This is a genomic window from Kitasatospora sp. NPDC058444 (assembly GCF_042721415.1).
Taxonomy (GTDB): domain Bacteria; phylum Actinomycetota; class Actinomycetes; order Streptomycetales; family Streptomycetaceae; genus Kitasatospora.
Genome location: NZ_JBHXLL010000009.1, coordinates 98626 through 123452, shown reverse-complemented (window position 1 = coordinate 123452; position 24827 = coordinate 98626). Strand labels below are relative to the sequence as shown.

Annotated in this window: 32 protein-coding genes; 14 read left to right on the top strand and 18 right to left on the bottom strand. The window is 71.7% G+C overall.

Annotation, left to right across the window (positions count from 1 at the left end):
- Positions 1–50: 50 nt before the first annotated feature.
- Positions 51–626 (bottom strand): NUDIX hydrolase, encoded by a 576-nt coding sequence (locus tag ACFWP2_RS13270; protein WP_380450481.1) that lies wholly within the window; start codon positions 624–626, stop codon positions 51–53.
- Positions 627–962: 336 nt separating this feature from the next.
- Between ACFWP2_RS13270 and ACFWP2_RS13265 the strand changes: the two genes are divergently transcribed.
- The gene (locus tag ACFWP2_RS13265; RefSeq protein WP_380450480.1) at positions 963–1730 is read left to right on the top strand and encodes a CDP-alcohol phosphatidyltransferase family protein; all 768 of its coding nucleotides are present in this window, start codon (positions 963–965) and stop codon (positions 1728–1730) included.
- 248 nt (positions 1731–1978) lie between these two features.
- Here the strand turns inward: ACFWP2_RS13265 and ACFWP2_RS13260 are convergent, their stop codons facing one another.
- Positions 1979–2173 carry a hypothetical protein gene (locus ACFWP2_RS13260; protein ID WP_380450479.1) on the bottom strand — a complete coding sequence of 65 codons (195 nt, stop codon included), beginning with the start codon at positions 2171–2173 and terminating at the stop codon, positions 1979–1981.
- A gap of 160 nt (positions 2174–2333) precedes the next feature.
- On the opposite strand from ACFWP2_RS13260, the gene ACFWP2_RS13255 reads away from it, so the two are divergent.
- Both ACFWP2_RS13255 and ACFWP2_RS13250 read left to right on the top strand, forming a co-directional pair.
- Positions 2334–3704: a LuxR C-terminal-related transcriptional regulator gene (locus tag ACFWP2_RS13255; protein WP_380450478.1), complete on the top strand. Its 1371-nt coding sequence runs from the start codon at positions 2334–2336 to the stop codon at positions 3702–3704.
- 112 nt (positions 3705–3816) lie between these two features.
- A complete protein-coding gene (locus ACFWP2_RS13250) occupies positions 3817–4398 on the top strand; it encodes a hypothetical protein (protein WP_380450477.1) in 582 nt (193 codons plus the stop codon).
- A 187-nt stretch (positions 4399–4585) separates the two neighbouring features.
- Here the strand turns inward: ACFWP2_RS13250 and ACFWP2_RS13245 are convergent, their stop codons facing one another.
- Together ACFWP2_RS13245 and ACFWP2_RS13240 are read right to left on the bottom strand one after the other, a co-directional pair.
- Complete coding sequence (locus tag ACFWP2_RS13245; RefSeq protein WP_380450476.1) at positions 4586–4906, bottom strand: DMT family transporter; 321 nt, start codon at positions 4904–4906, stop codon at positions 4586–4588.
- A 7-nt stretch (positions 4907–4913) separates the two neighbouring features.
- Complete coding sequence (locus ACFWP2_RS13240; RefSeq protein WP_380450475.1) at positions 4914–5618, bottom strand: FMN-dependent NADH-azoreductase; 705 nt, start codon at positions 5616–5618, stop codon at positions 4914–4916.
- A 100-nt stretch (positions 5619–5718) separates the two neighbouring features.
- Here ACFWP2_RS13240 and ACFWP2_RS13235 point away from each other — a divergent pair, with 100 nt between their 5' ends.
- On the top strand, positions 5719–6285 hold the full coding sequence (locus ACFWP2_RS13235; RefSeq protein ID WP_380450474.1) for a TetR/AcrR family transcriptional regulator: 567 nt from the start codon (positions 5719–5721) through the stop codon (positions 6283–6285).
- A 132-nt stretch (positions 6286–6417) separates the two neighbouring features.
- On the opposite strand, the gene ACFWP2_RS13230 is transcribed toward ACFWP2_RS13235, so the two are convergent.
- Complete coding sequence (locus ACFWP2_RS13230) at positions 6418–7170, bottom strand: hypothetical protein (RefSeq protein WP_380450473.1); 753 nt, start codon at positions 7168–7170, stop codon at positions 6418–6420.
- A 243-nt stretch (positions 7171–7413) separates the two neighbouring features.
- On the bottom strand, positions 7414–8829 hold the full coding sequence (locus ACFWP2_RS13225) for an MFS transporter (RefSeq protein ID WP_380450560.1): 1416 nt from the start codon (positions 8827–8829) through the stop codon (positions 7414–7416).
- Between the two features lie 275 nt (positions 8830–9104).
- Here ACFWP2_RS13225 and ACFWP2_RS13220 point away from each other — a divergent pair, with 275 nt between their 5' ends.
- Together ACFWP2_RS13220 and ACFWP2_RS13215 are read left to right on the top strand one after the other, a co-directional pair.
- Positions 9105–9560 carry a MarR family winged helix-turn-helix transcriptional regulator gene (locus tag ACFWP2_RS13220; protein ID WP_380450472.1) on the top strand — a complete coding sequence of 152 codons (456 nt, stop codon included), beginning with the start codon at positions 9105–9107 and terminating at the stop codon, positions 9558–9560.
- Between the two features lie 78 nt (positions 9561–9638).
- On the top strand, positions 9639–10157 hold the full coding sequence (locus tag ACFWP2_RS13215; RefSeq protein WP_380450471.1) for an SMI1/KNR4 family protein: 519 nt from the start codon (positions 9639–9641) through the stop codon (positions 10155–10157).
- Positions 10158–10289: 132 nt separating this feature from the next.
- Here the strand turns inward: ACFWP2_RS13215 and ACFWP2_RS13210 are convergent, their stop codons facing one another.
- The gene (locus tag ACFWP2_RS13210; RefSeq protein WP_380450470.1) at positions 10290–11324 is read right to left on the bottom strand and encodes a 2-dehydropantoate 2-reductase; all 1035 of its coding nucleotides are present in this window, start codon (positions 11322–11324) and stop codon (positions 10290–10292) included.
- Between the two features lie 46 nt (positions 11325–11370).
- A complete protein-coding gene (locus tag ACFWP2_RS13205; RefSeq protein WP_380450469.1) occupies positions 11371–12192 on the bottom strand; it encodes a class II aldolase/adducin family protein in 822 nt (273 codons plus the stop codon).
- A 130-nt stretch (positions 12193–12322) separates the two neighbouring features.
- On the opposite strand from ACFWP2_RS13205, the gene ACFWP2_RS13200 reads away from it, so the two are divergent.
- Both ACFWP2_RS13200 and ACFWP2_RS13195 read left to right on the top strand, forming a co-directional pair.
- On the top strand, positions 12323–12562 hold the full coding sequence (locus ACFWP2_RS13200; protein ID WP_380450468.1) for a hypothetical protein: 240 nt from the start codon (positions 12323–12325) through the stop codon (positions 12560–12562).
- Positions 12559–13686: a tryptophan dimethylallyltransferase family protein gene (locus ACFWP2_RS13195; protein ID WP_380450467.1), complete on the top strand. Its 1128-nt coding sequence runs from the start codon at positions 12559–12561 to the stop codon at positions 13684–13686. The genes ACFWP2_RS13200 and ACFWP2_RS13195 overlap by 4 nt, the downstream gene beginning before the upstream one ends.
- Before the next feature lie 49 nt (positions 13687–13735).
- Here ACFWP2_RS13195 and ACFWP2_RS13190 read toward each other — a convergent pair whose 3' ends face one another.
- The 3 genes from ACFWP2_RS13190 to ACFWP2_RS13180 form a co-directional block, all read right to left on the bottom strand.
- The gene (locus ACFWP2_RS13190; RefSeq protein WP_380450466.1) at positions 13736–14539 is read right to left on the bottom strand and encodes a hypothetical protein; all 804 of its coding nucleotides are present in this window, start codon (positions 14537–14539) and stop codon (positions 13736–13738) included.
- A gap of 92 nt (positions 14540–14631) precedes the next feature.
- A complete protein-coding gene (locus tag ACFWP2_RS13185) occupies positions 14632–14901 on the bottom strand; it encodes a hypothetical protein (RefSeq protein WP_380450465.1) in 270 nt (89 codons plus the stop codon).
- Positions 14898–15266 carry an ATP-binding protein gene (locus ACFWP2_RS13180; RefSeq protein ID WP_380450464.1) on the bottom strand — a complete coding sequence of 123 codons (369 nt, stop codon included), beginning with the start codon at positions 15264–15266 and terminating at the stop codon, positions 14898–14900. Before ACFWP2_RS13180 ends, ACFWP2_RS13185 begins: the two co-directional genes overlap by 4 nt.
- A gap of 228 nt (positions 15267–15494) precedes the next feature.
- Between ACFWP2_RS13180 and ACFWP2_RS13175 the strand changes: the two genes are divergently transcribed.
- The 3 genes from ACFWP2_RS13175 to ACFWP2_RS13165 all read left to right on the top strand — a co-directional run bounded on the left by ACFWP2_RS13175 (position 15495) and on the right by ACFWP2_RS13165 (position 17420).
- Positions 15495–16346, top strand: coding sequence for a helix-turn-helix domain-containing protein (locus tag ACFWP2_RS13175; RefSeq protein WP_380450463.1), 852 nt, complete (start codon positions 15495–15497; stop codon positions 16344–16346).
- Positions 16347–16349: 3 nt separating this feature from the next.
- Positions 16350–16535, top strand: a complete 186-nt coding sequence (locus tag ACFWP2_RS13170; protein ID WP_380450462.1) for a DUF397 domain-containing protein — start codon at positions 16350–16352, stop codon at positions 16533–16535.
- Between the two features lie 429 nt (positions 16536–16964).
- A complete protein-coding gene (locus ACFWP2_RS13165) occupies positions 16965–17420 on the top strand; it encodes a GNAT family N-acetyltransferase (protein WP_380450461.1) in 456 nt (151 codons plus the stop codon).
- Between the two features lie 297 nt (positions 17421–17717).
- Here ACFWP2_RS13165 and ACFWP2_RS13160 read toward each other — a convergent pair whose 3' ends face one another.
- Entirely contained in the window at positions 17718–18131 is a 414-nt protein-coding gene (locus tag ACFWP2_RS13160) for a hypothetical protein (RefSeq protein WP_380450460.1), read from the bottom strand.
- Between the two features lie 30 nt (positions 18132–18161).
- The gene (locus tag ACFWP2_RS13155) at positions 18162–18779 is read right to left on the bottom strand and encodes a TetR/AcrR family transcriptional regulator (RefSeq protein ID WP_380450459.1); all 618 of its coding nucleotides are present in this window, start codon (positions 18777–18779) and stop codon (positions 18162–18164) included.
- A gap of 100 nt (positions 18780–18879) precedes the next feature.
- On the opposite strand from ACFWP2_RS13155, the gene ACFWP2_RS13150 reads away from it, so the two are divergent.
- The 3 genes from ACFWP2_RS13150 (at position 18880) to ACFWP2_RS13140 (ending at position 20960) form a co-directional block, all read left to right on the top strand.
- Positions 18880–19323: a nuclear transport factor 2 family protein gene (locus ACFWP2_RS13150; RefSeq protein ID WP_380450458.1), complete on the top strand. Its 444-nt coding sequence runs from the start codon at positions 18880–18882 to the stop codon at positions 19321–19323.
- Between the two features lie 238 nt (positions 19324–19561).
- Entirely contained in the window at positions 19562–19960 is a 399-nt protein-coding gene (locus ACFWP2_RS13145; protein ID WP_380450457.1) for a hypothetical protein, read from the top strand.
- Positions 19961–20075: 115 nt separating this feature from the next.
- Positions 20076–20960 carry a M4 family metallopeptidase gene (locus ACFWP2_RS13140; protein ID WP_380450456.1) on the top strand — a complete coding sequence of 295 codons (885 nt, stop codon included), beginning with the start codon at positions 20076–20078 and terminating at the stop codon, positions 20958–20960.
- Between the two features lie 69 nt (positions 20961–21029).
- Here ACFWP2_RS13140 and ACFWP2_RS13135 read toward each other — a convergent pair whose 3' ends face one another.
- The 5 genes from ACFWP2_RS13135 to ACFWP2_RS13115 form a co-directional block, all read right to left on the bottom strand.
- Positions 21030–21380, bottom strand: coding sequence for a hypothetical protein (locus tag ACFWP2_RS13135; RefSeq protein ID WP_380450455.1), 351 nt, complete (start codon positions 21378–21380; stop codon positions 21030–21032).
- A gap of 64 nt (positions 21381–21444) precedes the next feature.
- A complete protein-coding gene (locus tag ACFWP2_RS13130; RefSeq protein WP_380450454.1) occupies positions 21445–22035 on the bottom strand; it encodes a hypothetical protein in 591 nt (196 codons plus the stop codon).
- A 110-nt stretch (positions 22036–22145) separates the two neighbouring features.
- Positions 22146–22925 carry an ABC transporter permease gene (locus ACFWP2_RS13125; RefSeq protein ID WP_380450453.1) on the bottom strand — a complete coding sequence of 260 codons (780 nt, stop codon included), beginning with the start codon at positions 22923–22925 and terminating at the stop codon, positions 22146–22148.
- Entirely contained in the window at positions 22922–23866 is a 945-nt protein-coding gene (locus tag ACFWP2_RS13120) for an ATP-binding cassette domain-containing protein (protein ID WP_380450452.1), read from the bottom strand. Before ACFWP2_RS13120 ends, ACFWP2_RS13125 begins: the two co-directional genes overlap by 4 nt.
- A complete protein-coding gene (locus ACFWP2_RS13115; protein ID WP_380450451.1) occupies positions 23866–24705 on the bottom strand; it encodes a DUF4097 domain-containing protein in 840 nt (279 codons plus the stop codon). The genes ACFWP2_RS13120 and ACFWP2_RS13115 overlap by 1 nt, the downstream gene beginning before the upstream one ends.
- Positions 24706–24827: the final 122 nt, after the last annotated feature.

Here is a 24827-nt window from a genome sequence, read left to right as displayed (position 1 = left end):
GGCGGGCGGCAGGCGGCCGGGACGTGGGCCGGGCGGCCGGGGCCGGCCGGTCAGGCGGGCGGCAGCAGGCGGGCCGCGCGGGCGAGGGTCTCGCGGAGGTTCTCCTCGGTGGTCCGCCGCCCGGCCTCCTCGACGGTGAGCCACTCCAGTGGGGACGCCGGGTTCTCCGGCCGGGCCCGCTCCGGGGTGCCGGTGGCCAGCAGGAAGCGCAGGTCGGCGTGGTCGTGCGCGGGTTCGGCGGGTGAGGCGGGGACGGGCACCACGGCGAGGTGGACGAGGGCGGGGCCGGGCCAGGGGGTGAGGTCGGTCAGGCCGGTCTCCTCCAGGCCCTCGCGCAGGGCGATGTCCAGCGGCCTGGTCTCGCCCGGGTCGCCGTGGCCGCCGACGTGCAGCCAGGCCTGCTGGCGGACGTGCCAGCGCAGCAGGACGCGGCGGGTCGGCGGGTGGACGATCAGCGCGGAGGCGGTGAAGTGGAGCGGGAAGGTGCTTCTGTTCCAGGCGTCGGCGACGCCGAGGAGGCGGCGGACGCGCTCGTGGTCGGCGGTCTCCACCGGGCCCTGGGGGCGGTGGTCGTCCAGCAGCCGGGCCAGGTCGGGGTTCTGTGGCGGGTTGCCCGTGGTCACCATGGGTCTGCGCTCCTCGTTCCGTTCCGGGGCCGTGCGGACCGCGCGCACCACGTCGACCGGCTTGCGGGAGCGGGTGGTCGGGGCGGGTGTCCGGCCCCGGTGCTTCGGGTTGCGGCGAACCCGCGCAGCCTAGCCCGGGGCGTTCGGGCGGCCCACCGGTTTTCACCCCGCGCGCACGGGCGCGCACCTGGCTCACGCGCGCCCCCGGACGTCGGCGGCAGACGTTCCACCGGAGGACACCTGCCGTACCGCCGGCGGCATACCGGCTGGTCCGGGCGTTCTCCCGGAGGCCGTAGCCTGTGGTGATCGTTTCGGGACAGGTGGAGGGATGTCGTCATGGTGGCTGCTCCGGCGCTCGCCGAGCTGCGCGAGGTGTGCCAGCCGCAGGCCAAGCTTCAGAGCCGCAACGGCGAGCACTGGGCGGGCCGGCTGTACATGCGGGCCGTCTCACTGCGGACCACCCGGCAGCTGGTGCGCACCTCGGTGTCGCCGAACACCCTCACCTGGGTGATGGTGGTGTGCGGGGTCGGCGGTGGCGCGGCCCTGCTGATCCCGGGCGTGACCGGTGCGGCGCTGGCCGTCGTGCTGTTCCAGCTGTTCCTGCTGTTCGACTGCGTGGACGGCGAAGTGGCGCGCTGGAAGCGCCAGTTCAGCATGGCCGGGGTGTACGTGGACCGGCTCGGCGCCTACCTGGCGGACGCCGCGCTGATGATCGGCGCGGGCGTACGGGCGGCGCGCGGCGGCTCGGAGCTGTGGGTGTCGGCGGGGCTGGCGGCCGCGCTGGGCGTGGTGCTGCTCAAGGCCTCGACGGACCTGGTGGACGTGGCCCGGGCCCGCAGCGGGCAGCTTCCGGCGACCGAGGAGTCGACGCAGCCCCGCTCCCAGGGCATCGCGACGGCCCGCAGGATCGCCTCGCTGTTCAAGATCCACCGGGTGACGAACGGCATCGAGGCCTCGCTGGTGCTGCTGGCGGCGGCCGTGGTGGACGCCGGGCTCGGCAACCTGGACGCGACGCGGTGGACGCTCGCGGGCATCGCGGTGATCACCTGGGGCATGGTGGTCGCGCACCTGGCGTCGATCCTGTCCTCCTCGCGGCTGCGCTGAGCGGCCGGACGGCAACGCGCCCTGCACGGGAAGTCGACTCGACCGACTTCCCGCGCAGGGCGCGTTGCTTCACCCGGACCCCCAGGGCTGCGCCTACTCGGCCGAGGAACCGGAGGGGGCGGAGCCGGACCGGCCCGTGGTGGTGGTCGTGGCGGTACGGACGGAACGCTTCAGTGCCATGTGCATGACAGGGATCCCTTTCGAAGAGGAGGACGCGGGAGGGGAGTCGCTCGCGACGAGCCGAAGCGTCAGCTCAACGGCTTGCCCGGGCACCAGGCGTCGCCCCAGGCCGTCGTCTGGATGCAGCTGTGGCCGCCGTACCCGCCGCCGTCCGTCAGCGTCGTGCCGTCGAACACCGAGGCACCGGCCGGCGCCACCCCGCCCAACCAGGCGGCGGCACCCAGCGCGACCGCGACCACAGCCCGCGTCACGATTCCTCGCATGCCGGCAACTCCCATCACTTCGGGGACAGTTCCACACGTTTCGGACGTTCCCGCAGCTCCTGCCGCACCGCCCGCACTCGCCACCCTGCCAGTCGGCGGATGGCCACGGCATCCCCCGCAAGGGATCATGAGCCTGCCTGGCAGCTTTAGGAGGCATGCGATGGAGCCCGGGACCGGTCCCGACCCGACCCCCGACGTACCCGCGCTCGACAGCGCGGCCGTCACGCTCTACCGGTGGACGGTCGTGCACGAGCGCCTCACCCCGGCGACCCTCGCGCAGGCCGCGTCGGAGACCGGCCTGAGCCTGCCGGAGTGCGAGGCGGCCGTCCGGCAGCTCACCGGGGCCTGCCTCTTCCAGGAGCTGTTCGCCGACGACCTCCCACCGAACGGCAGGCCGCCGCACGACAGCCCGCCGCACGACGTCCCGCCGAACGGCAGCCCACCGAACGACGTCCCCCCGCACGGCGTCCCCGCGGCCGCCGGCCCGGTCGCCTGGCAGCCCGTCAGCCCCCAGGCCGCCACCGCCCAGCTGCTCTCCGCCCGCGACACCGCCCTGCGCGCCCGGGAGGAGGCCCTGCGCGAACAGCGGCGGCTCATCCAGCAGCAGCGCGACGGGCTCGCGGCGCTGATGCCGGTCTACCTCCAGGCCCGCCAGCACGCCTTCCCGCAGGGCACCATCGACCGCCTGCCCGACCAGTTCGCGGTGCGCTCGCTGCTCGCCGACGTGATCGACTCCTGCCGCAGCGAGGTGCTGGTCTCCAAGCACGGCGGGTCGTTCCCGCCGGCCGCCCTGCGCGAGGCGCTGCCGCGCGACCTGGCCCTGCTCGACCGGGGCGTGCGGATGCGGAGCCTCTACCAGCACGCGACCCGCTTCGACCAGCCCACCCGGGTGCACGCGGAGCAGCTCATCGAGGCCGGCGCCGAGATCCGGACGCTGCCGGAGGTGCTGCCGCAGCTGATCATCGTGGACGGCTCGATCGCCCTGCTGCCCGCCCGCTCCGGCGGCGCGCTGATCATCCGGGAGCCCGACCTGCTCTCCTACCTGCTGACGGTCTTCGAACGGGACTGGGAGAACGCCACCCCGTTCGCCAGCGGCCCGCAGGCCGCGCACGACGTCACCAAGACGATGAAGCAGAGCATCCTGGTGCTGCTCGCGAAGGGCCTCAAGGACGAGTCCATCGCCCGCCGCCTCGGCATCTCCCTGCGCACCTGCCGCCGCCACGTCTCGGACCTGCTGGACAGCCTCGGCGCGCACAGCCGCTTCCAGGCCGGCGTGGTCGCGGAACGGCTGGGCCTGACCTCGCACCCGGCGCCTTCCGCCCCCGCCGTCGAGACCGAGGAGCCCGCCCCGGCGGCGGCCTGCCCGGCCTGCGGCGATCCGCTGACGGCGCCCGCCTCCTCCCCCGACGGCCGGCGCCCGGGCGGCCGCCCGCCCCGCTACTGCTCGCCCCGCTGCCGCTCCCGCGCCTACCGGACCCGGCAGCGGGACCGGGTGGACGTCGTCACGGAACCCGGCGGCGGCGTGACGTAACCCGCGGCACCGGGCGGCTGCCCGGCATCCACCGCGTGGCGCCGGCCGCCCCGGGCAGCACGGCCGGGAAATCCTCAGGCCCGGTCGGGGTCCGCCTGGTTGACTCTCCACCATGAGCACCTCGAACGTCCTGCCGGTCCTGCGCACCCCCAACCGGTGGGTCGCCTACGACACCGCCCGGCGGCTGCTGGACATCACCGTGCACGGCGGCTCGACGGAGGCGCACGCGTACGCGGACGACCTGACGGCGGCGGAGGCCCGACGGCTGTTCGAGGCCCATCCCGACCACGTGTACGGGGGCGTCTCGGACCAGGGCCTCGGGTACGAGGAGGTCCGGCGGCTGCTGGCGGCCGGCGACCCCCGGCTGGAGTCGCTGGCCCCGTTCTCGTTCCAACTGGACGAGCAGCCCCTCGGATCGATCGAGGAGCGGTTCCTCGCCCTCCTCGGCTCCTCGCCCGCCTCGCTGTCCTGGAAGGGCTTCGCCTGGCCGGCCGTCCCCGAACTCGGTCTGGACCCCCGTGGCAAGGACGCCGGCGTCCAGATCGCCCTCAACAGCGACACCGTCGACTACGACCGGCCCGCGGACGACCACACGGTGTTCCTCCACTTCCGCGCGGGCGACGTCCGGCGCGCCGAGTGGCTGGCCCGGCAGGTGGGGCTGACACCGGTCGGGCCGGTGGGGTCCGGCTGGTAGCCGCCCGGGCACGGCCTCCGCTCCCCCGGGCGTTGCGGCCGGGCCCGACCGGGATTCCGGTGACGCCGGGTCGCAACCGGCGTTGTGGGAAGGCACGTCGTGGCTTTGCCGGCCGAAGGCGGCCACGAGGCAGGGGCGTTGGCGCGGGACCGGGCGGAGGCCGTGCCCGCCGCACCGGGGGCCGCCCTCAGTCCGCGGCGGTGAGCCGGGCGAGCACGAGCCCGGCCACGATCAGCGCGAGCGCGGCCGCGCGGCCCGCGCCGAGCGACTCGTGCCGCAGGACGGCCCCCAGCGCGATGGCGCCGACGGTGCCGACGCCGGTGAACATCGCGTAGGCGAGACCGGCCGGGAGGTCGCGCATGGCCCGCGACAGCAGGTAGACGGACAGCGCGCCGAGCAGGACGCACAGCGCGGTGGGGCCGGGGCGGGTGAAGCCGTCGGTCGGCTTGATGCTCTGCGACCAGACGACCTCGACCAGTCCGGCGGCGAGCAGGAGGAGCCAGGACACGGCCGCCTCACCCCCGCCCGCCGGTGCGCGCCTCGACCGCCCCGCGCGCCTCGACCGCCTCGCGCGCCAGCCGCCGCCCGGCCTCGGCCGCCTCGGCCAGGGCGGCGGCCAGCGACTCCTCGTGCTGCGGGAGCCGTTCGGCCAGCGCCGGGTCCACGGTCGCGTTCGCCAGCTCGGCGCCGATGACCAGGGTGTCGTCGACGGCGTAGTGCCCGTGGAAGAAGTCCACCAGGTAGCGCGCCTGGTGGTCGAAGGGCGCGCGCGGCATGCCCGGCCGGTAGGAGCCGCCCTGGGCGGAGGCGACCACGAAGCGTCGCGGCCGCAGGTTCATCTTCGGGAAGGTGACCTGGTCGATCCAGAGCTTGAGCTGGGCGGGGACGCCGAAGTTGTACATCGGCGAGCCGACGAGGACGACGTCGGCGGCGAGCAGTTCGTCGAGCAGCGGTTCGAGGACGGCCCAGGCGGCGCGCTCGGCGTCGGTGCGGACCGCCTCGGCGTAGCGGTGGGGCTCGACGATGCCTTCGCGGAGCAGGGTGTCGCAGATCGTCGTCCAGGCCTCGCCGATCGGCGGCACGGGCTCGGCCGCGAGGTCCCGGTGGGTGTAGCCGCCGTGCGGAGCTTCGGCGCGCCAGGCCTCGGCGAAGGCCGCGCCGATCCGGCGGGAGAGCGAGCCGCGGCGGGCGCTGGCGTCGAGGTGGAGGAGTTGCGGCATGACGGTACCCCCGGAGGCGATAAGCGGACATGGCGTCCACTTGGCTGGCGCCGATGCTAGCCACAAAGTGGACGAGGCGTCCACTTGTTAGGATCGGCCCATGCCACCAGCCGAACGCGCCGATGCCGCCCGCAACCGACTCAAGGTGCTCCGGGCCGCCGAGCAGCTGTTCGCGACCCGCGACCCGTCGACCGTGACCATGGAGGACATCGCCCGGGCGGCCGGCGTCGGCCGCGGCACGCTCTACCGCCGCTACCCGGACCGCACCTCCATCGCGCGCGCCCTGCTGGACGCCCACGAGCACGAGATCCAGGAGCAACTCCTGCGCGGCGAGGGCCCGTTGGGGCCAGAGCCGGCGGCCGCCCCGGCCGAGCGGCTGAGCGCCTTCTACTCGGCGATGGTCCGCCTGCTGGAGCGCCACTCCCACCTGCTGCTCGGCGCCGAGACCGGCCCGGCCCGGCTGGCCACCGGCGCCTACGGCTTCTGGCGCGCCCACGTCCGGATGCTGGCCGTGGCGGCGCGGGCCGAGGACCCGGACGTCCTCGCCGACCAGCTACTGGCACCGCTCGCCCCGGAGCTGTACCGCCACCACCGCGACCGGGGCGTGCCCCCCGAGCGCATCGAGGCGGGGCTCCGGCTGCTCGCCCACCGCATGCTCGGCGACTGAGGCCTCCACCCTCCGGGCCGGCCCGGAGGGTGTGCTCGGGAGCTGATACCCAAGACCCGACCCCCAAGGCCCGACACCCAAGGCCCGCGAGACCCACGAGACCCGGGAGCCCGGGCCTCGGGCCACCGGGCGTCAGTAGCGGACGGCCTTGACCACCACCGGGGTCAGGGGCTGGTCCCCCGGCTGCCGGCTGAAGGCCACGGGCTGGGCCTTGCCGTTCGCCGGGACGTTCTCGGCGCCGACGATCGAGCTGTCCACGGCCTTGCCGCTGGAGTCGGTGAAGTCGACCTGGACCGCGTACGAGGCCGCGTTGGGCCCCGGGTTCTGGATCGTGACGACCACCGCGTGCAGGCCGCCGGTGCTCTGCCGGGGGAGGCCGGTGATGGTGACGTCGCCGATCGCGTTGCCGCCGTCCGTCACCCCGCTGAGCACCGAGGCGGCTTTCTCCCTGGTCGCCGCCTGCTGCGCCGAGACGGACGCCTGGAACGCGGACGCCGCCGCGGAGAGGGAGGCGGCGGCTTCGGAGGCGGCGGCCGACGCCGATGCCGCCGCGGCCGACGCCGAGGCCAGCAGCGACTCGGCGGCGGAGGCGATGGCCGAGGGCGGTTCGCCGGAGAAGGCACTCGCGTTGGGCCGGGAGGCCGACGGCGAGCCCGTGGCCGTGCCCGACGAGCTGCTGCTGCAGGCCACCAGCACGGCGGCACCGGAAGCCGCCGCGATCAGCGCGATCGTGCGCTGCGCCGTCCAGCTCCGGGCCGGGGTCCGGTCGCCGACCCGGGAACGGCCGAGCGGCGCACGCCCGGGCAGCGGACGCCCGGGCAGCGGACGCCCGGGCAGCGGACGGTGGCCGGGGCCGTGGCTGGGGGGACTGTGGAGTTCACGCACCGAGGATCCCTCTCCTGATCGGTGTTCGGCGGCCGAGGGGCCCGTACGTCCCCATGCTTGGCAACATCCCGCTCCACAGCGACAGCTCCTGACCCGTCCGAGTGGGCGGGGCCGCACGAGGGCGGCCCCGCCCGGTGCCGGCCGGACCCGGACCCGACACCGCCGCCCCGGGCGGACAGGCCTCGGACAGGCGGGGATCCGGCAGGCAGGCCCCAGACAGGCGGGGATCCGACCGGCAGAGCCTCAGGCCGTGGCCGGCTTCGCCTCCTCGGCGTCCGCCTCCCCGGGAACGGGAACGGCGCGCAGCCGGGGAGCGGGCGGCGCGGGGATGACGGCGGCGACGGCGGCCGCGATCAGCGCGACGCCGCAGCCGATCACCAGGCCGACCCGGAAGCCGCTCTCCGAGGGCAGGGCGTGCCCGCCCAGGTCGACCGTCATCTGCGACAGCACCACGCCCATCACGGCGGCGGACACCGAGGTGCCCAGCGAGCGCATCAGGGTGTTGAAGCTGTTCGCCGAGGCCGTCGCGGACAGCGGCACCGCGCTCATGATCAGCGCGGGCATCGCGCCGTAGGCCAGGCCCACACCGCTGTTGCAGACGATCGTCACGACCAGCACGCCCCAGGTGGAGCCCATCAGCGGCAGCGCCAGCCCGTACCCGACGGCGATCGTCAGCGCTCCGGCGACCAGGGTGAACTTCGGCCCGCGCGCGGCGGACAGCTTGCCGCCGAACGGGGAGACCACCATCATCATCAGCCCGCCGGGCGCCATCCACAGGCCCATCGCGAGCATCGACTGCCCCAGCCCGTAGCCGGTGGCCGTCGGCAGCTGGAGCAGCTGCGGCACGATCAGTGCCTGGGCGTACATGCCGAAGCCGACCAGGACGGAGGCGGCGTTGGTCAGCAGCACCCGTGGGCGCGCGGTGACCCGCAGGTCCACCAGCGGCTCGGAGACGCGCAGCTCCCAGCGGGCCCAGAGCAGCAGGATCGCGGCGGAGGCGGTGAACAGGCCGAGGGTGCGGGTGCTGCCCCAGCCCCAGTCGCCGCCCTTGGAGACGGGCAGCAGCAGGCAGACCAGGCCGACGCTCAGGCCGAGCGCGCCGACGAAGTCGAAGCGGCCTCCGGCGGGGCGGCGGCCGTCCGCGGCAGCGGCGGAGGCGGGAGCCGGGGCCGGGGCCGGGATGACGGTCCAGAGCAAGCCGATGATGAGGACGGTCAGCACGGCGGTGCCCCAGAACAGCACGCGCCAGCTGGCGTAGTCGGCGACGCCGGCCGCGATCGGCAGGCCGAGGCCGCCGCCGATACCCATGGAGGCGCTGACCAGCGCGATGGCCGAGCCGAGCCGCTCGGGCGGCAGGACGTCGCGCAGCAGGCTGATGCCGATCGGCACCAGGCCCATGCCCATGCCCTGGAGCGCCCGGCCGGCGATCATCGGCACCACCGAGTCGGCCACCGCGCACAGCACCGAGCCGAGCAGCAGCGGGACGCAGGAGGCGATGAGCATCGTCCGCTTGCCGAGCAGGTCACCGAGGCGGCCGCTGATCGGGACGAAGACGGCGGCGGAGAGCAGGGTCGCGGTGATGACCCAGGAGGCGTTGGACGCGCTGGTGTGCAGGATCTGCGGGAGCTCACTGATCAGTGGGGTGACCAGGGTCTGCATGATCGCGGCGACGGTGCCGGTGACGGCGAGCGTCGCCACGATCGGACCGGTACGGGCGGTGGGGGTGGTGGGGGCGGGGCCGTTGATGACGGGCCTCCTCGGGCGGTCGAAGAGCAGAAGTGTGCAGAAAACACACAATGTGCATGGAGCACAGAATGGTCAGCTTACACATGATGTGCGCTGTGCACATCATGTGTGCTGCACATACCTCTGGCATACTGAAGGATGATCCACGGAGAACCCGCAGGTCGAAGCGGTGATGAAGGGACTTCGACATGACCAGCCCCACGCACGAGGTCGCCCTCGAATTCCTGGTGTTCGCCCGGCACCGCGACCTGAGCCAGGTCAACGCCCGCCCCGAGGGCAGCCAGCTCGAACGCAGCGCCTACATCCTGCTCAGCCGGGTCGACACCGAGGGGCCCATGTCCATCGGGCAGTTGAGCGACGCCTTCGCCCTGGACGTCTCCACCCTCAACCGGCAGACGGCGGCCCTGAAGAGCGCGGGCCTCCTCGAACGCATCCCGGACCCGGACGGCGGCATCGCCCGCAAGTTCCGCCTCACCGAGGAGGGCCGACGCCGGCTGGACGCGGAACGCGAGGCGCACGTCCGGGCACTGAACCTCGTGATGTCGGACTGGCCGGAGGAGGACATAGCCTCCTTCGCCGGCTTCCTGCGCCGCTTCAACACCGGCATCGAACGGCTCGACGGACGGCCCTGGCCCCGGAGTTGAGAGGTCAGGGCCGCCCCTACCGTGTCAGCGGCGGGCCGTAGCCTTCGGCCGGAGGATCCGCGGGTGAAGGGGAGAGGGATGGCGACACTCGACGAACTCACGGCACTGCTGGGCGAGCCGCGCTTCAACTGGTCGGACCCCGCGCCCTGGGCGCGACTGGAGGAGCGCCTCGGGGTCCGCCTACCCGCCGACTTCCGGGAGTTCACCGACGCCTACGGCCCGGTGGAGATCAACAAGCAGCTGTACCTGGACCACCCCGGCCACCCGATCCGGAACCTGGGCGAGTGGATCGCGGAGTCGATCGAGCACTGGCAGGACGAGGACGACGCGGAGTTCCTCCCCGCCCCGGCCGGCTCGGGCCCCGGCGAGCTGCTGCCCGTCGCCACGGCCACCACGGGCGAGTTCGTCTTCCTGCGGGTTCCGGAGGAGCCCTCGGCACCGTGGAGCGTGGGCGTGCTGGAGACGGACACCATGGAGTACGTGCCCCACGAGCTGACCTTCGGTGACTGGATGCTGGCGTACCTCAGGGGCGAGGACGTCACCGTGCACTCCCACAACGTCGCCCCGGACGGCCCGTTCTACCGCCCGCTGGCCTAGAACGCCGACGGGCCGCGCGGGAAGTCGGCCCGGCCGACTTCCCGCGCGAGGTGGACGAGCCGCACTCCCCCGGAGCTTCAGCGGTCCCCCGGGGGACGTCAGCGGGCCCGGAGCTTCAACGGTCCCGGGGTGTCAGCGGGCCGCGGTGAGTTCGGCGAGGAGGGCGGGGCCGGTCCAGGCGGGGGCGGTGCCGGGGGCGGCCGCCTCGGCCTCGCGGACCAGGGTGATCAGGCGGGCGTTGGCGGGGGCCGTGCGGCCGTGGCGCTCGGCGAGGGCGACGACCTCGCCCTGGAGCGAGTCGATCTCGGTGGGGCGGCCCCGCTGGAGGTCCTCCCACATCGAGGAGCGGGCGGTGGCGTCGATCTGCAGGCTGGCCCCGGCCAGCTCGTGGAACTGCTCGTCCGACAGCTCCAGGACCTGCGGCATCACCTCCGGCGGCACCGGGCCGAGCTGGGCCGGCGCCACCCCGGCGGCCTGGAACGCCGCCAGCGCCTCCCGCTGGCAGAGCGCCACGCACTGCCGGTAGGCCAGCTGCCCGACCTGCTCGCGCAGCGGCAGCCCGGAGAGCGCGTTGACCGCGTTGTTGAGGTTCATCAGCAGCTTCGCCGCCTGGACGGCCGGCATGTCCGACCGCAGCTCCAGCAGCAGACCGCTCGCCCGGGCGGCGTCGGCGAGCGCCTCCGCGCCCTCCCCCTCGGCCAGCACCAGCGACCCGCCGCTGCCCTGGTGGAACGCCGCGGTCCCGGTCCGCACCACGTTGTACGGGACCATGCCGGCCAGCACCCGGTGGGACGGCAGCGCGGCCGCGAGCGCGTCCACGTTGCGCAGGCCGTTCTGGAAGCTCACCACCACGGTGTCGGGCCCGAGGTGCGGGGCGAGTTCCCGGGCGGCGGTCGCGGTGTCGGCGGACTTCACCGTGACCAGGACGTAGTCGGCGCCGGCCGCGGCCTGCGGGTCGGCGGCGGCGGTCAGCTCGCGCACCTCGCGGCGGGCCTCGCCCGGGCCGGTGAGCGTCAGCCCGTCCGTGTCGATCGCCGCCATCGCCGACGGGCGGCCGATGAGCGTGACCTCGGCGGTCGAGGCGAGCATGCCGCCGAGGTGGCAGCCGATGGAACCGGCGCCGAAGACGGCGATCCGGAGCCTGCGCGGGGCGGGGGCGGTGGACACGGGGCTGCTCCAGGACGAGGAAGGGTGGGGGCCGGAGTCGGCGGGTCTAGTCGAAGAGGTCGGGGTCCGAGAGGGTGATCTGGTCCCACAGCGGGCGGGCCTGGAACCAGCCGGCCAGCGAGGTCCCGATCTGGCCGCGGGTGATCAGGGCGGTCTCCCGGTCGATCAGCTTCGGGGTGCCGGCCGCCATCGCGAGCAGCTGCGCCTGGCAGGACCGCTCCATGGTCACGAACCACCAGACCGCCTCGGCCACCGACTGGCCGACCGTCAGCAGGCCGTGGTTCTGGAGGATCACGGCCTTGTGCCCGGCCAGCGCGGCGGCCACCCGCTTGCCCTCCTCGGTCTCGGTCACGACGCCCCGGTAGTCGCTGTACAGCCCGTGGTCCTCGAAGAAGACGCAGGCGTCCTGGGTGATCGGGTCCAGCGGGATGCCGAGGCTGGAGAAGGCCTTGCCGTGGAGGGAGTGCGAGTGCGCGGCGGCGACGGCGTCCGGGCGGGCGGCGTGCACCTGGGAGTGGATCGCGAAGGCGGCTTTGTTCACCGGTCGCCGGCCGTGCAGCAGGGTGCCCTCGTGGTCGACCAGGATCAGGTCGGAGGCCTTGATCTGGTTGAAGCTCATGCCGAACGGGTTGACCCAGAACCAGCTCGGGTTCTCCGGGTCGCGGACGGTGATGTGCCCGGCGACGCCCTCCGAGAAGCCGAACCGGCCGAACAGCCGAAACCCGGCCGCCAGTTGTTCCTTGCGGTACTGGCGCTCCTCCTCCACCGAGTCGAAGACCGGCGGCAGCGGCAGGGTGACCCCCTCCGGGGCCGGGCCCACGACGCCGGTCGCCGCGTACGGGTCGGCGGGCTGCTGCGGTGCGGACATGGCGACTCCCGGGGCTGCGAAGGTCGGACGGGGCTAGGGTGAACCAAAAATGCGTTCGATAGATACATACCTTTGGCAACGACCCTGTGGCTATGATCAATCTGATCATCGATCAGGGGGAGCGGCAATGATGCGCAAGGTATTGACCACGTGGGCCGTTGGACTCGCCGCCGGCGCGGCCCTGCTCGTCGGCACGGCGATCACCGCCACTGCCGTCCAGCCGAACGAGCCGAACCAGGGGGTCGTCGTTCAGGCCAACGAGCCGAACCAGGGCGACGTCGTCCAGGCCAACGAGCCGAACCAGGGCGTCGTCCAGCTGAACGAACCCAACCAGAGCGGCATCAGCCGGTTCAACGAGCCCAATCAGTGATCAGCCCGCAACTTCGCGAGGCCGATACCGCCCTCGGCCCGTTCCAAGCCCCGGAGCGGACGTTCGGGCAGTTCCTGGAAGAGAAGTGGACCGCCGTCTGCGAGGGGCTCGGGACGGACGGGGCCGAGACGGCCCGCGTACTGCCGGACCTGCGGGACCTGCTCGGCCCGTGGGGCGCGCGGCCCGTCGGGACCCGGTGCGACCCGCCCTCGTTCGTCTCGTCCGACGGCTTCCCCGCCGAGCTCTCCGTCAGCTGGAAGGCGGGGCGGCCGGAGGTCCGCATCCTGGTCGAGTCGCTGGGATTCGACCGCTCTCCGCTCGGATGCCAGGAAGCCGGGCGGGAGTTGACACTCCGGCTCGCCGAACGGCCGGGCGTCAGCATCGAGCGGTACCTGGACGTCGAGGACCTGTTCGTCACGCCCCGCCCCGATCGCAACCGGCCCACCGTCTGGCACTCCCTGGCCTGGCAGCCCGGAGAGCGACCGCACTACAAGGCGTACCTCAACCCGCAGGCGCACGGCCTGGACCGGACGCATGAGGTGATGGCCGAAGCCATGCACCGGCTGGGGCTGGCGGAGGCCTGGGAACCGGTCGGCCGGCGATGTGATGAACTCGCCCTGCGCGGGCACGAGGTGGAGTTCTTCGCCCTCGACCTGGACGGCGGAAGCAGGTCCCGGGTGAAGGTCTACTTCCGCCATCTCCCGATGCCGATGGGCGAGTTGGACACGGTGGCCGCACTGTCGCACCGCCACGACTCGGCACGGGCGGCCCGCGCCCGCGCCGTGATCTACGGGCGGGACGGCGGCATCGTGGACAACGAGCCGATGACCTGCCTGGCGTTCCGGGAAGGCGCGACGGGGCCCGAGGAGGCCAACGTCTACCTGCGACTGCCCGGCAACGCCCGCAGCGACGCCGAGGCCGCCGGGCGGATCGCGGAGCTGATGCGGATCGAGGGCGTCGATCCGCGCCCGCACGCCGAGGTGGTGAGGCGGCTGACGGCGGGACTGCCGGCCGGCGACACCGGCTTGCAGGAGCTGTGCAGCTACCGGACGATCGCGCCGGGCGTTCCGGCGCACATCGGGCTGTACCTGCGGTTCAACACCTATGCGGCGCCCGCGGACTGACCCACCTACCCTGCCGGAGAAGTCGACCGGCAGGGGACAGGGCGGGTTGCTACGGCGTGAACACGCCGGGTGCGGATTCCTCGGCCGCGGCTCCTTCGGGTGCCGGGTGGTGCGGCGAGGGCGGCGTGTCCGACTCCGCTGACGGAGGCGTGTTGCCGCTGGTCGGCTCCGGCCACGGCGTCGGGGCCGGGCCGAAGGCGCGACGGCTGGCCTTCACGGCCAGTGCGGCCAGTGCGGCGTTCGCGCCGCCGCCGATCACGGCGCCGATGCCGAACGGCGCCACCCGGCCGAGGACGATGATGCCCTGCTTGGTCCCGTACTTCGTGACGAAGTTCTTCCCCAGGACCTTGTTGATCTGCCGAAGCGTCTCCAAGGGCACCTTGGCCACGACCTGGCGCCCCCAGTGCTGCCCCGAACGCTCGGCGATCCTGGTGATGGCGCCGGACCCGCTCCCGCCGAGCATGATTCCCATCACGATCGTCCGGCGGCGTTCGAGCTCGTCGATGGGGACGCCGTGGACTTCGGCCACGGAGAGCGCGAAGAGAGCGCTCAGTTCGAGCGAGGAGAGGAACTCGCCTGCCGACAGGGCCAGTGCGGCTCCCGTGCCGACACCGGGCGCGGCCGCGACGCCGCCGACGGCGGCACCCGTTCCGGCCAGGGCGCTGACGTACATCCGCTCCAGGGTGCGGACCACCTGTTCCGGGGTCGCCTCCGGGTTCCGCTGGCGGGCACGGGCGATGTTCTTGCGCACCAGCGGGCCCTGGAGGCCGATGGCCTTGTCCAGGAGATCGAGAACTCGCTGACCGGGTATCGATTCTGACGGGTCCGGTCCGTCGGTGGCATCTGTCGGCATGCCCTGAACTCCTTGGGTCGTCATGTCCCAAGTGAGTCTCCCACTCGACCGGGTGGGCGGGCATCGCTCCGGAGGATCCGGCCCGGGGACCTCTAGGTCGGTTCGGGCCGGTGGTGGATGTCGCGGTCACGCCTGAACTCGCGGATGAGCGCGAGGAGGTTGATCAGGGTGCTGACCGGGACGTTGCCGATGTCGACCAGGCGGTGGCCGCGGAGGTTGATGTCACCCGGGGTCGCGGAGGGCCAGAGGAGGCCGAACTCACGCCCCTCGGTCCGGAGTTCGACGATCAGTTCGGCGACCTGGCGCGAGGTGAGGTGGAGCAGGGCCGGGTCGCCGGGGTGGATGGGGTGGTGGGCGCTCACGCGACACCGTCCTGCTCCAGCTCGAACCAGATGGTCTTGCCGAGGTGTTGGGGGTCGACGCCCCAGCGGTGGGTGAGGCCGGCGACGAGCTGGAGGCCGCGGCCGGTCTCGGAGAGGAGGGCGAGGGGACCCACCTCCGGGCAGAGCGGACTGCGGTCGGAGACCGCGACGCGGAGGGTGTTGGCACGGTGGTGGATCAGGATGACGGGCGAGGCCGTCTCGCCGTGGCGCCAGGCGTTGACGATGAGTTCGACCATGGCGAGTTCGGCGTCCGCGATGAGGGAGGGCGGCCAACCGGCGCTGGTCATCCCGTCGCGCAGGGCGTCGCGGGAGAGGGTGAGGGAGGGGGAGTTGAGGTTACGCACTGCGTCTCCCAGGGGGATGGAAGGAGGAACCGAGCGAGCTGTCGCCGTGAGCCAGTCCGGGCATGGGTGCTCTGCGGTGCGCGGCAGCGTTACTGACGCCCGCATCGGTGATCGGTGCATCACCGACTGTAGAGCATCGGTGGTACATGTAGGGGTACTTCAACCCCACCCCTCACTCGATCGATTGATTGCTGGACCCCTCGCCGGTTCGCGATGGATGCTTGGGGCATGCCACCACGAACTACCCCTTCCGCCCGGCAGGAACGAGTCGGCATCGAGCTGCGGAAGATGCGCGACTGCGCCGGCCGCACAACTGCCGAGGCTGCCGCACTGTTTGGGTTTGCCCGTACGAAGATCACGCAGATCGAGAAGGGGCAGTACCCGATCAGCGCCGAGCGCGTGAGGATGCTCGCCTGCGACTTCGAAGAGGCGGATGCCGCCTACGTCGAGGCGCTCGGCTCCATGGCCGAGGAGCGCCACAGAGGTTGGTGGGAGGACTACCGCGGCTCGGTGCCGGTCGGCTTCCTGGACATCGCGGAGATGGAGTACTTCGCCAAGGGAATGCGCACGTACCAGGTCTCGCATGTTCCTGGCGTGATGCAAACCGAGGAGTACGGTCGGGCAATCTTCAAGAATGTCTACCCGCCGCTCTCACCGCGCCTCCTTGAAGCACGTGTCGAGCACCGAGTGCAGCGCTCGGCGTTCTTGATGCGAGAGGGAGCCGAGCCATACTCGGCGCTGGTCCACGAAGCCGCCCTGCGGATGCTGTTCGGTGGTCGCGACGCAGCAAGACAACAGATGGACAGATTGCTCGAGTACTCGGAGCTGCCGCATGTGACACTCCGGGTGATCACCTTCAGCACCAATGGATTCCTGGGCGCAGGCCAAGGCATCATCCACGCCAACGGCCCGGTGCTACGCCTTGACACCGTCCAACTCGACGCAGTCGGCGGCCCAGCCTTCCTTCACGAGCAGAAGCACTTGGAGAACTACCGCTACATCATCGACAAGATGACCGAGCGGTCTCTCACCGAGAGCCAGTCTCGTGATGCCATCAGGCTCATCAAGAAAGAGATCTAAGCCATGGAAACACTCCACTGGAAGCGCCCCGCAGCTTGCCCCGACGGCGCAAGCTGCCCCGAGGTAGCCATAGCACCCGAGGCCGTCTACGTCCGCAGCAGCCTTCGGCCCGAAGCCGTCGCGCAACTCGATGTCGACGAGTGGCGCGACCTCGTCTCCGCGATCCGCGCGGGCGAGTTCGCCGTCTGACTCGCCGATTCGGCGCACGGGCGCTGAGCTGCTACTGTTCCTGACGTCGCGAGGGAGATGATCTCTCGTCAGGCGTCAGCGGTGCTACCAGAGCACGTCCTACTTTCAGTAGGAAGAGTCCGTGCAACCCGGGCCTGGCGCTCCACAGTCGGAAGGGTCCGGCGCCCCTCAGGGTGCCGGACCCTTCCGTGTTTTCCGACCGTCAGCCCCGGGTCCCACGATTCGGCACATGGGCGCTGAACTGCTAATATTCTCGACATCGCGAGGGAGACGATCTCTCGCCAGGCGTCAGCGGTGCTACCAGAGCACGTCCTACTTTCAGTAGGAAGAGTCCGTGCAACCCGGGCCTGGCGCTCCAAACCGGACAGGGTCCGGCATCCACACGGATGCCGGACCCTTCCGCGTTCACGGCTCAGGACAGGAGCGACAGTGCAGATCGCGACGGACGACCTCGCCGGCCCCGAGATCGCCGAATTCCTCGCCGAGCACGTCCGGCAGATGCGGGCCATCTCCCCGCCGGAGAGCACCCACGCCCTCGACCTCGGCGCCCTCCGCCGGCCCGGGATCAGCTTCTGGTCGGTACGGGACGAAGGCGTTCTGGTCGGCTGCGGCGCGATCAAGCGCCTGGACGCCGACCACGCCGAACTCAAGTCGATGCGCACGAGCCCCCTGCGCAAGCGGAGCGGCGTCGCGTCCCTTCTACTGGAACACATCATCACCGAGGCCAGGCGCATGGGCTTCACGAAGCTGAGCCTGGAGACCGGCACGCCCGACTTCTTCCTGCCGGCCAGGAAGCTGTACGAAAAGTTCGGATTCGTCCCCTGCGAACCGTTCGCCGACTACCGCCCCGACCCGAACAGCACGTTCATGACGCGAGCGCTCTGACCGACGCTCGCACCCACCCGGGGACGCGATTCGTCGCACAGGCGCTGAGCTGCTAATATTCCTGATGTCGCGAGGGAGATGATTCCTCGTCAGGCGTCAGCGGTGCTACCAGAGCACGTCCTACTTTCAGTAGGAAGAGTCCGTGCAACCCGGGCCTGGCGCTCCACAGTCGGAAGGGTCCGGCATCTACCAGGATGCCGGACCCTTCCGCATTTTCCGACCACTGACCGACGCACCCCTCCCCACGGAGTGGGAAGTCGGGGAGCCCGACTTCCCACTCCACTCACACCCTCCGCCTCAGCCGGCCGGCCTCGCGAACGCCGGCCTCACAAGTGCGGCGAGCGCGGCCAGCACTGCCACCGCGAAGAGCGTGAACAGGTACTCCCCCGACAGCAGGCCGTAGCCGAGCAGCACCACCTGCACCGATCCCGCCCCCACCAAGGCCGCGGCACCGCGGGACGCCTTGCCCGGCGACGAAGACTGCATCGCCCACAGACCTCTGGCCGCCCAGCCGTTGACCCCGGCCATCACCATGCCCACCAGCAGGGACCCGTACGGCAGGTAGCGCGGCGTGGGCGCCACCTCGTCCTCGAAGGCGATACCGCCCGCGAACATCGGCACGGCTATGCAGAAGAACAGGACCATTGCGATGGTTTCGAGCAGCATCAGGGCCATGGCGCCCAGCAGTGCGACAGTGGACAAGCGGGTCATCTCGTCTCCCCGGCGTTCCGACCAGTACGGCTACTGTTCGACACAGTCTCGACCCCCGGCGCCGGCCTTCAGGCCGTCGCGGACGACCGCGCGGGCGCGCTTCGCGGATTCCGGGTGGCCGTCCAGGTGCTCCAGCATGCGGCAGGTGCCGACGAGGATCGCCGTCAGTTCCGGCAGCTCCAGGTCCGGCCGCACCGCGCCCACCCGCTGGGCGTCTTCGAGGAGTGCGGTGAGCACCTCGTGCAGGGCTTGACCGGACTCCGAGGTCGCCGCCTTGACGTCGACTCCGGCGTCCGCCAGTGCCGCGGCGAAGGCGTTCTTGGCCGGGGACTGGTCCAGCACCAGGTCGAAGAACGCGAAGAGGGCATCCGCCGGCCCCAACTCGTCCGCAAGGCGTCGCCCCTCCTCCCCCATCCGCTCCATCCATCGGACGAGCACCGCTCGCAGCAGCGCCTCCTTGGTGGGGAAGTGCCGGAACACGGTGGCGATGCCGACCTTCGCCTCCCGGGCGATCTCCTCGGTGGACGCGCCGGTGCCCCGCTCAGCGAAGACCGCCTCGGCGACCTCCAGCAGCCGTGCGCGGTTCCGCCGGGCGTCGGCGCGCAGGGGCTTCGCGCCCTCGACGGAAGGTATCTGATCGGACGTCATGAAGACCTCGCCATCCCTGGACAAACGGAGTGGCGTATCCGTATCGTCGGAAACGGAGTCGCCTATCCGATTGTAGGCGGCGCGATCACGGAGGTCAGCCATGCCTGCACCCGCTACGCCCCGCGAGGTCCACGCGCAGCTGTTGGACCGCATCTCGGCGGGCAAGTGGACCGAGGTCCCCGAGCTGTACGCCGACGACGCCGTGGTGGAGATCGTCTTCGCCCCGACGCCCCCGCGCCGCGTCCAGGGCCGGGAGGAACTCCGTCAGCGCTTCGCCGCCCTGGCCGCCTCCGACGAGATCCGCCTGCGCGCGGAGAACCTCCGCGTCCACGGGACCGACGACCCCGAGGTGGTGATCGCCGAGTTCGACTACGTCGGCCTCTACCCGGCCACCGGTCGCACCTTCCGCACCGCCAACATCCAGGTGCTGCGCGCCAGGGACGGCCTGATCGTCGAGACCCGCGACTACCACGACCACCTCGCCTTCGCCGTGGCGGGCGATCGCGCCGACCAGTTGCTCGCCGCCGTGAACCAGCAGGGGTGACCACAGCGGCGGGGAGGGATCCCGATGAGCCCGCCCCGTTCGCGTCCGGTCCACTGAGCTGATCCTATGGAAGCAAAATCAGGCAAAGGCCTGATCTCATCGTCGGCGAACTTCCCGAACGGAAGCCGGTTTTCCGCCGCCGGGGTCCGGGGTAGGGCGGAGGCGTTCGCACCCTGACCGTTTCGGTGTTCATGAGGGTGCGAATCCGTGACGCATTCCTTGTCGGAAGGACACCCTCATGCACAGGTCCCTTCGGAACGCCTTCGCGACCGTCATCGTGACGGGTGCGCTCACCGCCGCTGCCACTCCCGCCGCCGTGGCCGCCGAACAGACGCCGTCGACGGCCGGGGTGCAGGCGGAGCTCCGCAACCCGAAGACGGTCAAGGTCGCCGACTACAACCAGGCCCGCAACACCCTGATCAACGCGGGCAGCAAGACGGCCGCCAAGTCCCACCCGGCGCACGGCACCAAGGACGTTCCGGTCTCCCACGGCACCAGCCTCCTCGCGGAGGCCCGTGACGAGTTCCGTGCCACCGACCGGAAGCTGCCGGCGGACCAGAAGAAGTCCGACATGTCGATCCCGCACTACAACGCCGTCCACAGCGCGGCCACAACCATGGGCATCGACCGCTGGTGAAGCGCTCGGGCGCTCCCGCCCGAAGCCTTGGTGGGACTATCACACCCATCCATGACACGGCGCCATATCGCCTGACACCAATCCGTCACAGCAATCGACGATCAGACTGGACCGCATGGAAACCGACCCAACTCCCGTACTGCGCCGCGAGATCTACGACGCCAAGAAACAGGACACCCTCCCGGGCACGCTGGTGCGCTCTGAGGGCGAGGCGGAGAGCGCGGACGAGACCGTCAACGCCGTCTATGACGCGATCGGCACCATCGCCGACTTCTTCCACACCGTCTACGGCCGGGACTCCCTCGACGGCAAGGGCGGTCCGCTGCGCGCGACCGTCCACCACGGCATGCCGGGATTCAACGCCTTCTGGGACGGCGAGCGGTTTGCTCTCGCCGATGGTGACGGCACCATCTTCCAGCCGCGCCCCCAGGAACTGCTCGACGTGGTCGCGGGCCCGCTGACCAAGCTCATCCTCAACCCCGACCTGGCCTACGTCTTCCAGCCGGGCGCCCTCAGCGAATCCGTCAGCGACGTCTTCGCCTCCCTCGTCAAGCAGTACTCGCTGGGCCAGACCGCCGACCGGGCCGACTGGCTCGTCGGCACCGGGGTGTTCGCTCCGGGCATCAAGGCCAAGGGCCTGCGCTCGATGGCCGAGCCCGGTACGGCGTACGACGACCAGCGCGTCGGCAAGGACCCGCAACCCGGGCACATGGACGACTACGCAGAGCTGGAGATCCACCGGGACAACGGCGGAGTCCACATCAACTCCGGCATCCCCAACCGGGCCTTCCACCTCACCGCGACCGCCATCGGCGGCAACGCCTGGGAGAAGGCCGGCCGGATCTGGTACGAGGCCGTCACCGGCGGGAAGCTCGACACCGAGGCGACGTTCGAAGACTTCGCGACGCTCACCGCCACCATCGCCGAGGAGTTGTACGGCACCGGCGCCGAACTGGACGCCGTCAACGCGGCGTGGAAGACCGTCGGCGTGCTGCGCTGAACCCGGCGGCCGGGACGCCGCCGAAGGCCGGGCCCCTCCTCAGCTCACGGAGGTGGGGCCCGGCCGGCCTCAGTGCTTCGGGGGCAGAGGCTCTTCCCGCGGGGCGCTCAGGCTGCCGTCGGCAAGGACGTCGAACACCATGACCGCCGAACCCCCGGTGACCGTGATCCGATCCGGGCCGTCCCAGACGGCGCGGCTGCTCTTCCACCGGACGCCCACGCTCCAGTGGCGGGCCGACCAGCCCGAACCGGACACCAGCTCCATCCGGTAGACCGGATCGACCGAGAAGCCCCCGGCGACGTCGGCGACCATGAGCACCCGGTCCGGGCGGCCCGGAGCCGCCTCCTGGTGGAACGACCTCTCGCTCTCGCCGAACACGTACGACAGGAAGGCGAGCGGCGCTCCGAAGCCCAGGGCCACCAGGCCGATGCCCCAGACGATCTGCCCCGCGCCGGCGTAGAGCCCCAGCTCGACGAAGACCGAGCTATCGGCGCCGGGGCGTCACCGAGGGGCCGCTCAGCGTCCCGTCCTCGGCCACGGTGTAGACCTCGATCTCCTTCTCCAAGGTCACCGTGACCCGCCCCGGGCCGGACCATTCGGCCCTGACGAAGCCGGCGCCCTCGTCCCAGGTGCCGAGGCCCCAGTGGCGGGCCGACCAGCCGCTGCCGGTCAGCAGTTCCACCCGGTAGACCGGATCGATCGAGAAGGCGATGTCGGTGACCTTGAGCACGTGGTCCGAGCGGTTCGGGTCCGGCTTGCGGTCGACCAGCCGACCGTCGCCGCCGAAGATGTACGCCACGGCTCCGACCCCCGCCCCGATGACGAGGAGCGGCGACAGGACGGCCGCACAGCCGATCTGCGCCCACCTGCTGCGGAACTCGAACTGGACCACCACCGAGGCCACGGCCAGCGTGATCGCCGCCCCGAGCAGCAGCACCGGGTGGTTCAGCCAGCGCTCGACCTCGACCAACCCGCCCTGGCGGGAGGAGAAGTAGCCCGGCAGGTAGACGAGGACGGACGCCAGTGCGATGCCCCTGAGCCACCAGACGACCTGCCTGCGGCGCGCCACCGTCATTTGCTCCCCCCGGAGTTGTCCTTTGCCGGGACTTTACACGGAACTGCCGGTCGGCCCGGATGACGGGTGCTCCGTCGTCCGGGCCGCCCGGCCCACCGGCCGTACCCCCGTCACCGCCGGTAGAAGACGCTCCTCGACCAGAAGTAACCGACCAGCGTCAGTACCGTGCACCAGGCCAGGGCGCTCCAGGCGCTGGTGCCGATCCCGGTGCCCATCAGCAGCCCGCGCAGGGTCTCGATCATGGGGGTGAAGGGCTGGTACTCGGCGAACCAGCGCATCGCCGTCGGCATCGAGTCGGTCGGCACGATGGCGCTGCCGATGAAGGGCAGGAACTGCAGCGGCATCGGCATGTTGCTGGCACTCTCGACCGTCTTGGCCACCAGGCCGATGCCGGCGGATATCCAGGTCAGGGCGATGGTGAGGAAGAGCAGCAGGCCCATCGCGGCCAGCCACTCCACCGGCCCGGCGTTCGGCCGGAAGCCCATCGCGAGGGCCGCGCCGATCACCAGCACCAGCCCGATCATGGTCTGGATGACGCTGCCGACCACGTGCCCCGCCAGGAAGGCGGAGCGCGATATGGCCATCGTGCGGAAGCGGTTGACGATGCCCTCGGTCATGTCGGTGCAGATGCCGATCGCGGTGACCAGCGACCCGGACGTGGCCGCCATCAGCACGATGCCGGGCGTCACGTAGTCGATGTAGTGGCCGCCGCCGATGCCGGCGCCCAGCGTGCTGCCGTAGGCGTAGTTGAAGAGCAGCAGCATCATGACCGGCATCACCACGACCGCGAAGGTCAGGGACGGGTACCGCAGCGCGTGCTTGAGGTTGCGGCGCAGCATGGTCAGCGAGTCGCTGAGCGCGTGTCCGGCCGTGCTCGTGGCCATGCTCATCGCACACCCTCCCCGGTCAGTTGGAGGAACGCGTCGTCCAGGTCGGCCGTCTCCACGACCAGCGACTCGGCCTGCACGGACGCGTTGTCGAGCGCGTCCATCACGGCCTTCACGGTGAGGACGGAGTTGTCCCCCGGGATCTCCAGCCGCAACGCCTCGATGTCGGCCGTGGCGTAGTCGAACAGTGCGGCGGCGGTGGCCAGCGAGCCGGCGTCCGCGAACCGGAGCCGGATCCGCCCGCCGGGGGCGACCCGCTTCAGCTCCTCGGCCGTGCCCTCGGCGACGATCCGGCCGCCGTCCAGGACGGCTATCCGGTCGGCGAGTTGGTCGGCCTCCTCCAGGTACTGGGTGGTGAGGAAGATCGTCACCCCGTGGTCGGCGACCAGGCCCCGGATGATCTCCCACATGGTGCGCCGGCTGCGCGGGTCCAGCCCGGTGGTCGGCTCGTCCAGGAAGATCACCTTCGGGTCGCCGACCAAGGTCATCGCGAGGTCGAGCTTGCGCCGCATGCCGCCGGAGAAGGTGGTGACGGCCTTGCGGGAGGCCTCGGTGAGATCGAAGCGCCGCAGCAGCTCCTCCGCCCGCCTCCGCCCCTCCCGACGGCGGAGGTGGTTGAGGTCGGCCATCAGCATCAGGTTCTCCTCGGCGGTGAGCAGGTTGTCCACCGCCGAGAACTGGCCCGTCACCCCGATCACCCTGCGCACCGCGTCGGCCTCGCGTTCCACGTCGTGCCCGGCCACCCGGGCCGAGCCGCCGTCGGCGGGGATCAGGGTGGAGAGGATCTGCACGGTGGTGGTCTTGCCGGCGCCGTTGGGCCCGAGCAGGGCGAACACGCTGCCCGCCGGGATCTCCAGGTCGATGCCCTCCAGGACCGCCTTGTCCCCGTAGGACTTGGTGAGTGCCGTCGCCGAGATCGCCGGGGTGGTGGAGTAGGCCGCCATCACGCCCTCCGGACGACGACGTTGCCGACCTGGGTGCGGCCGCGGACCTCGACCGTCTCCACGGCGTCGCCCGGGCCCTGGGTGGGGCCGAGGTCGTTGCGGACGCCGCCGACCTTGCTGTGCACGTCGAGCCAGGCCGCGGTGCCCTCCGCGATGCCGACCTCGACGTCCCCCACGCTGGTCTGGAGGGTGACCTGGCCGCGGACCACCCGGCCGACCCGGATGTGGCCGTGCGCCGACTTGGCGTCCACGTTGCCCTCGGCGAGGCCGACGTGGATCCGGCCGTTGGAGGCGTTGGCCTTCAGCTCGCCGTACACCTCGTCGATCTCGGTGTCGCCGTTGCTGTTCTTGACCGTCAGCCGGCCCCCGACGGAGCCGATCTCGATCCGGCCGGCCCCCGTCACCTCGGCGTCCCCGGTCGTCGCGCCGAGCCGGACGTCCCCGAAGCCGCTGTCGAGCCGGGCGCTCTCGGCGCTCTCGACCTGGATCCGGCCGAGCGAGGTCTTCAGCCGGCAGGCGCCGAGCGGGCCCTCGGTGACGAACTCGGCCATCGGGGACTCGCTGTGGACCTCGGACCCGGCCGGCAGCTCGACCAGGACCTCGATCGCGCCCTTCTTCCCGCTGAACACGCTGCGCTGCTTGGGAGCCTTGATCCCGAGCCGGCCGCCGGAGAAGTCGACCTGGGTCTGCTGGGCGGCCTTGACGTCCGCCTCCTTGGCCGGGTTGGCCGGCCGGACCTCGACCACGGCGTCGGTGCGCTTGCTCGCCTTGATCCAGACCGAGCCGATGTCGAACTCGAGGATGGCGGAAATCGGTCCGTCGATCTCGTACGTAGGCATGGCTGTCCCGTCCTCTTGACTCGTGTTGGTGTTCCCGCTGGTCGGAGCGGGGGTGACGTCGAAGGTGCAGAAGGTGGTGCGGGAGGTGGTGCGAGAGGTCGTGCGGATGTTCGGGGTACTGC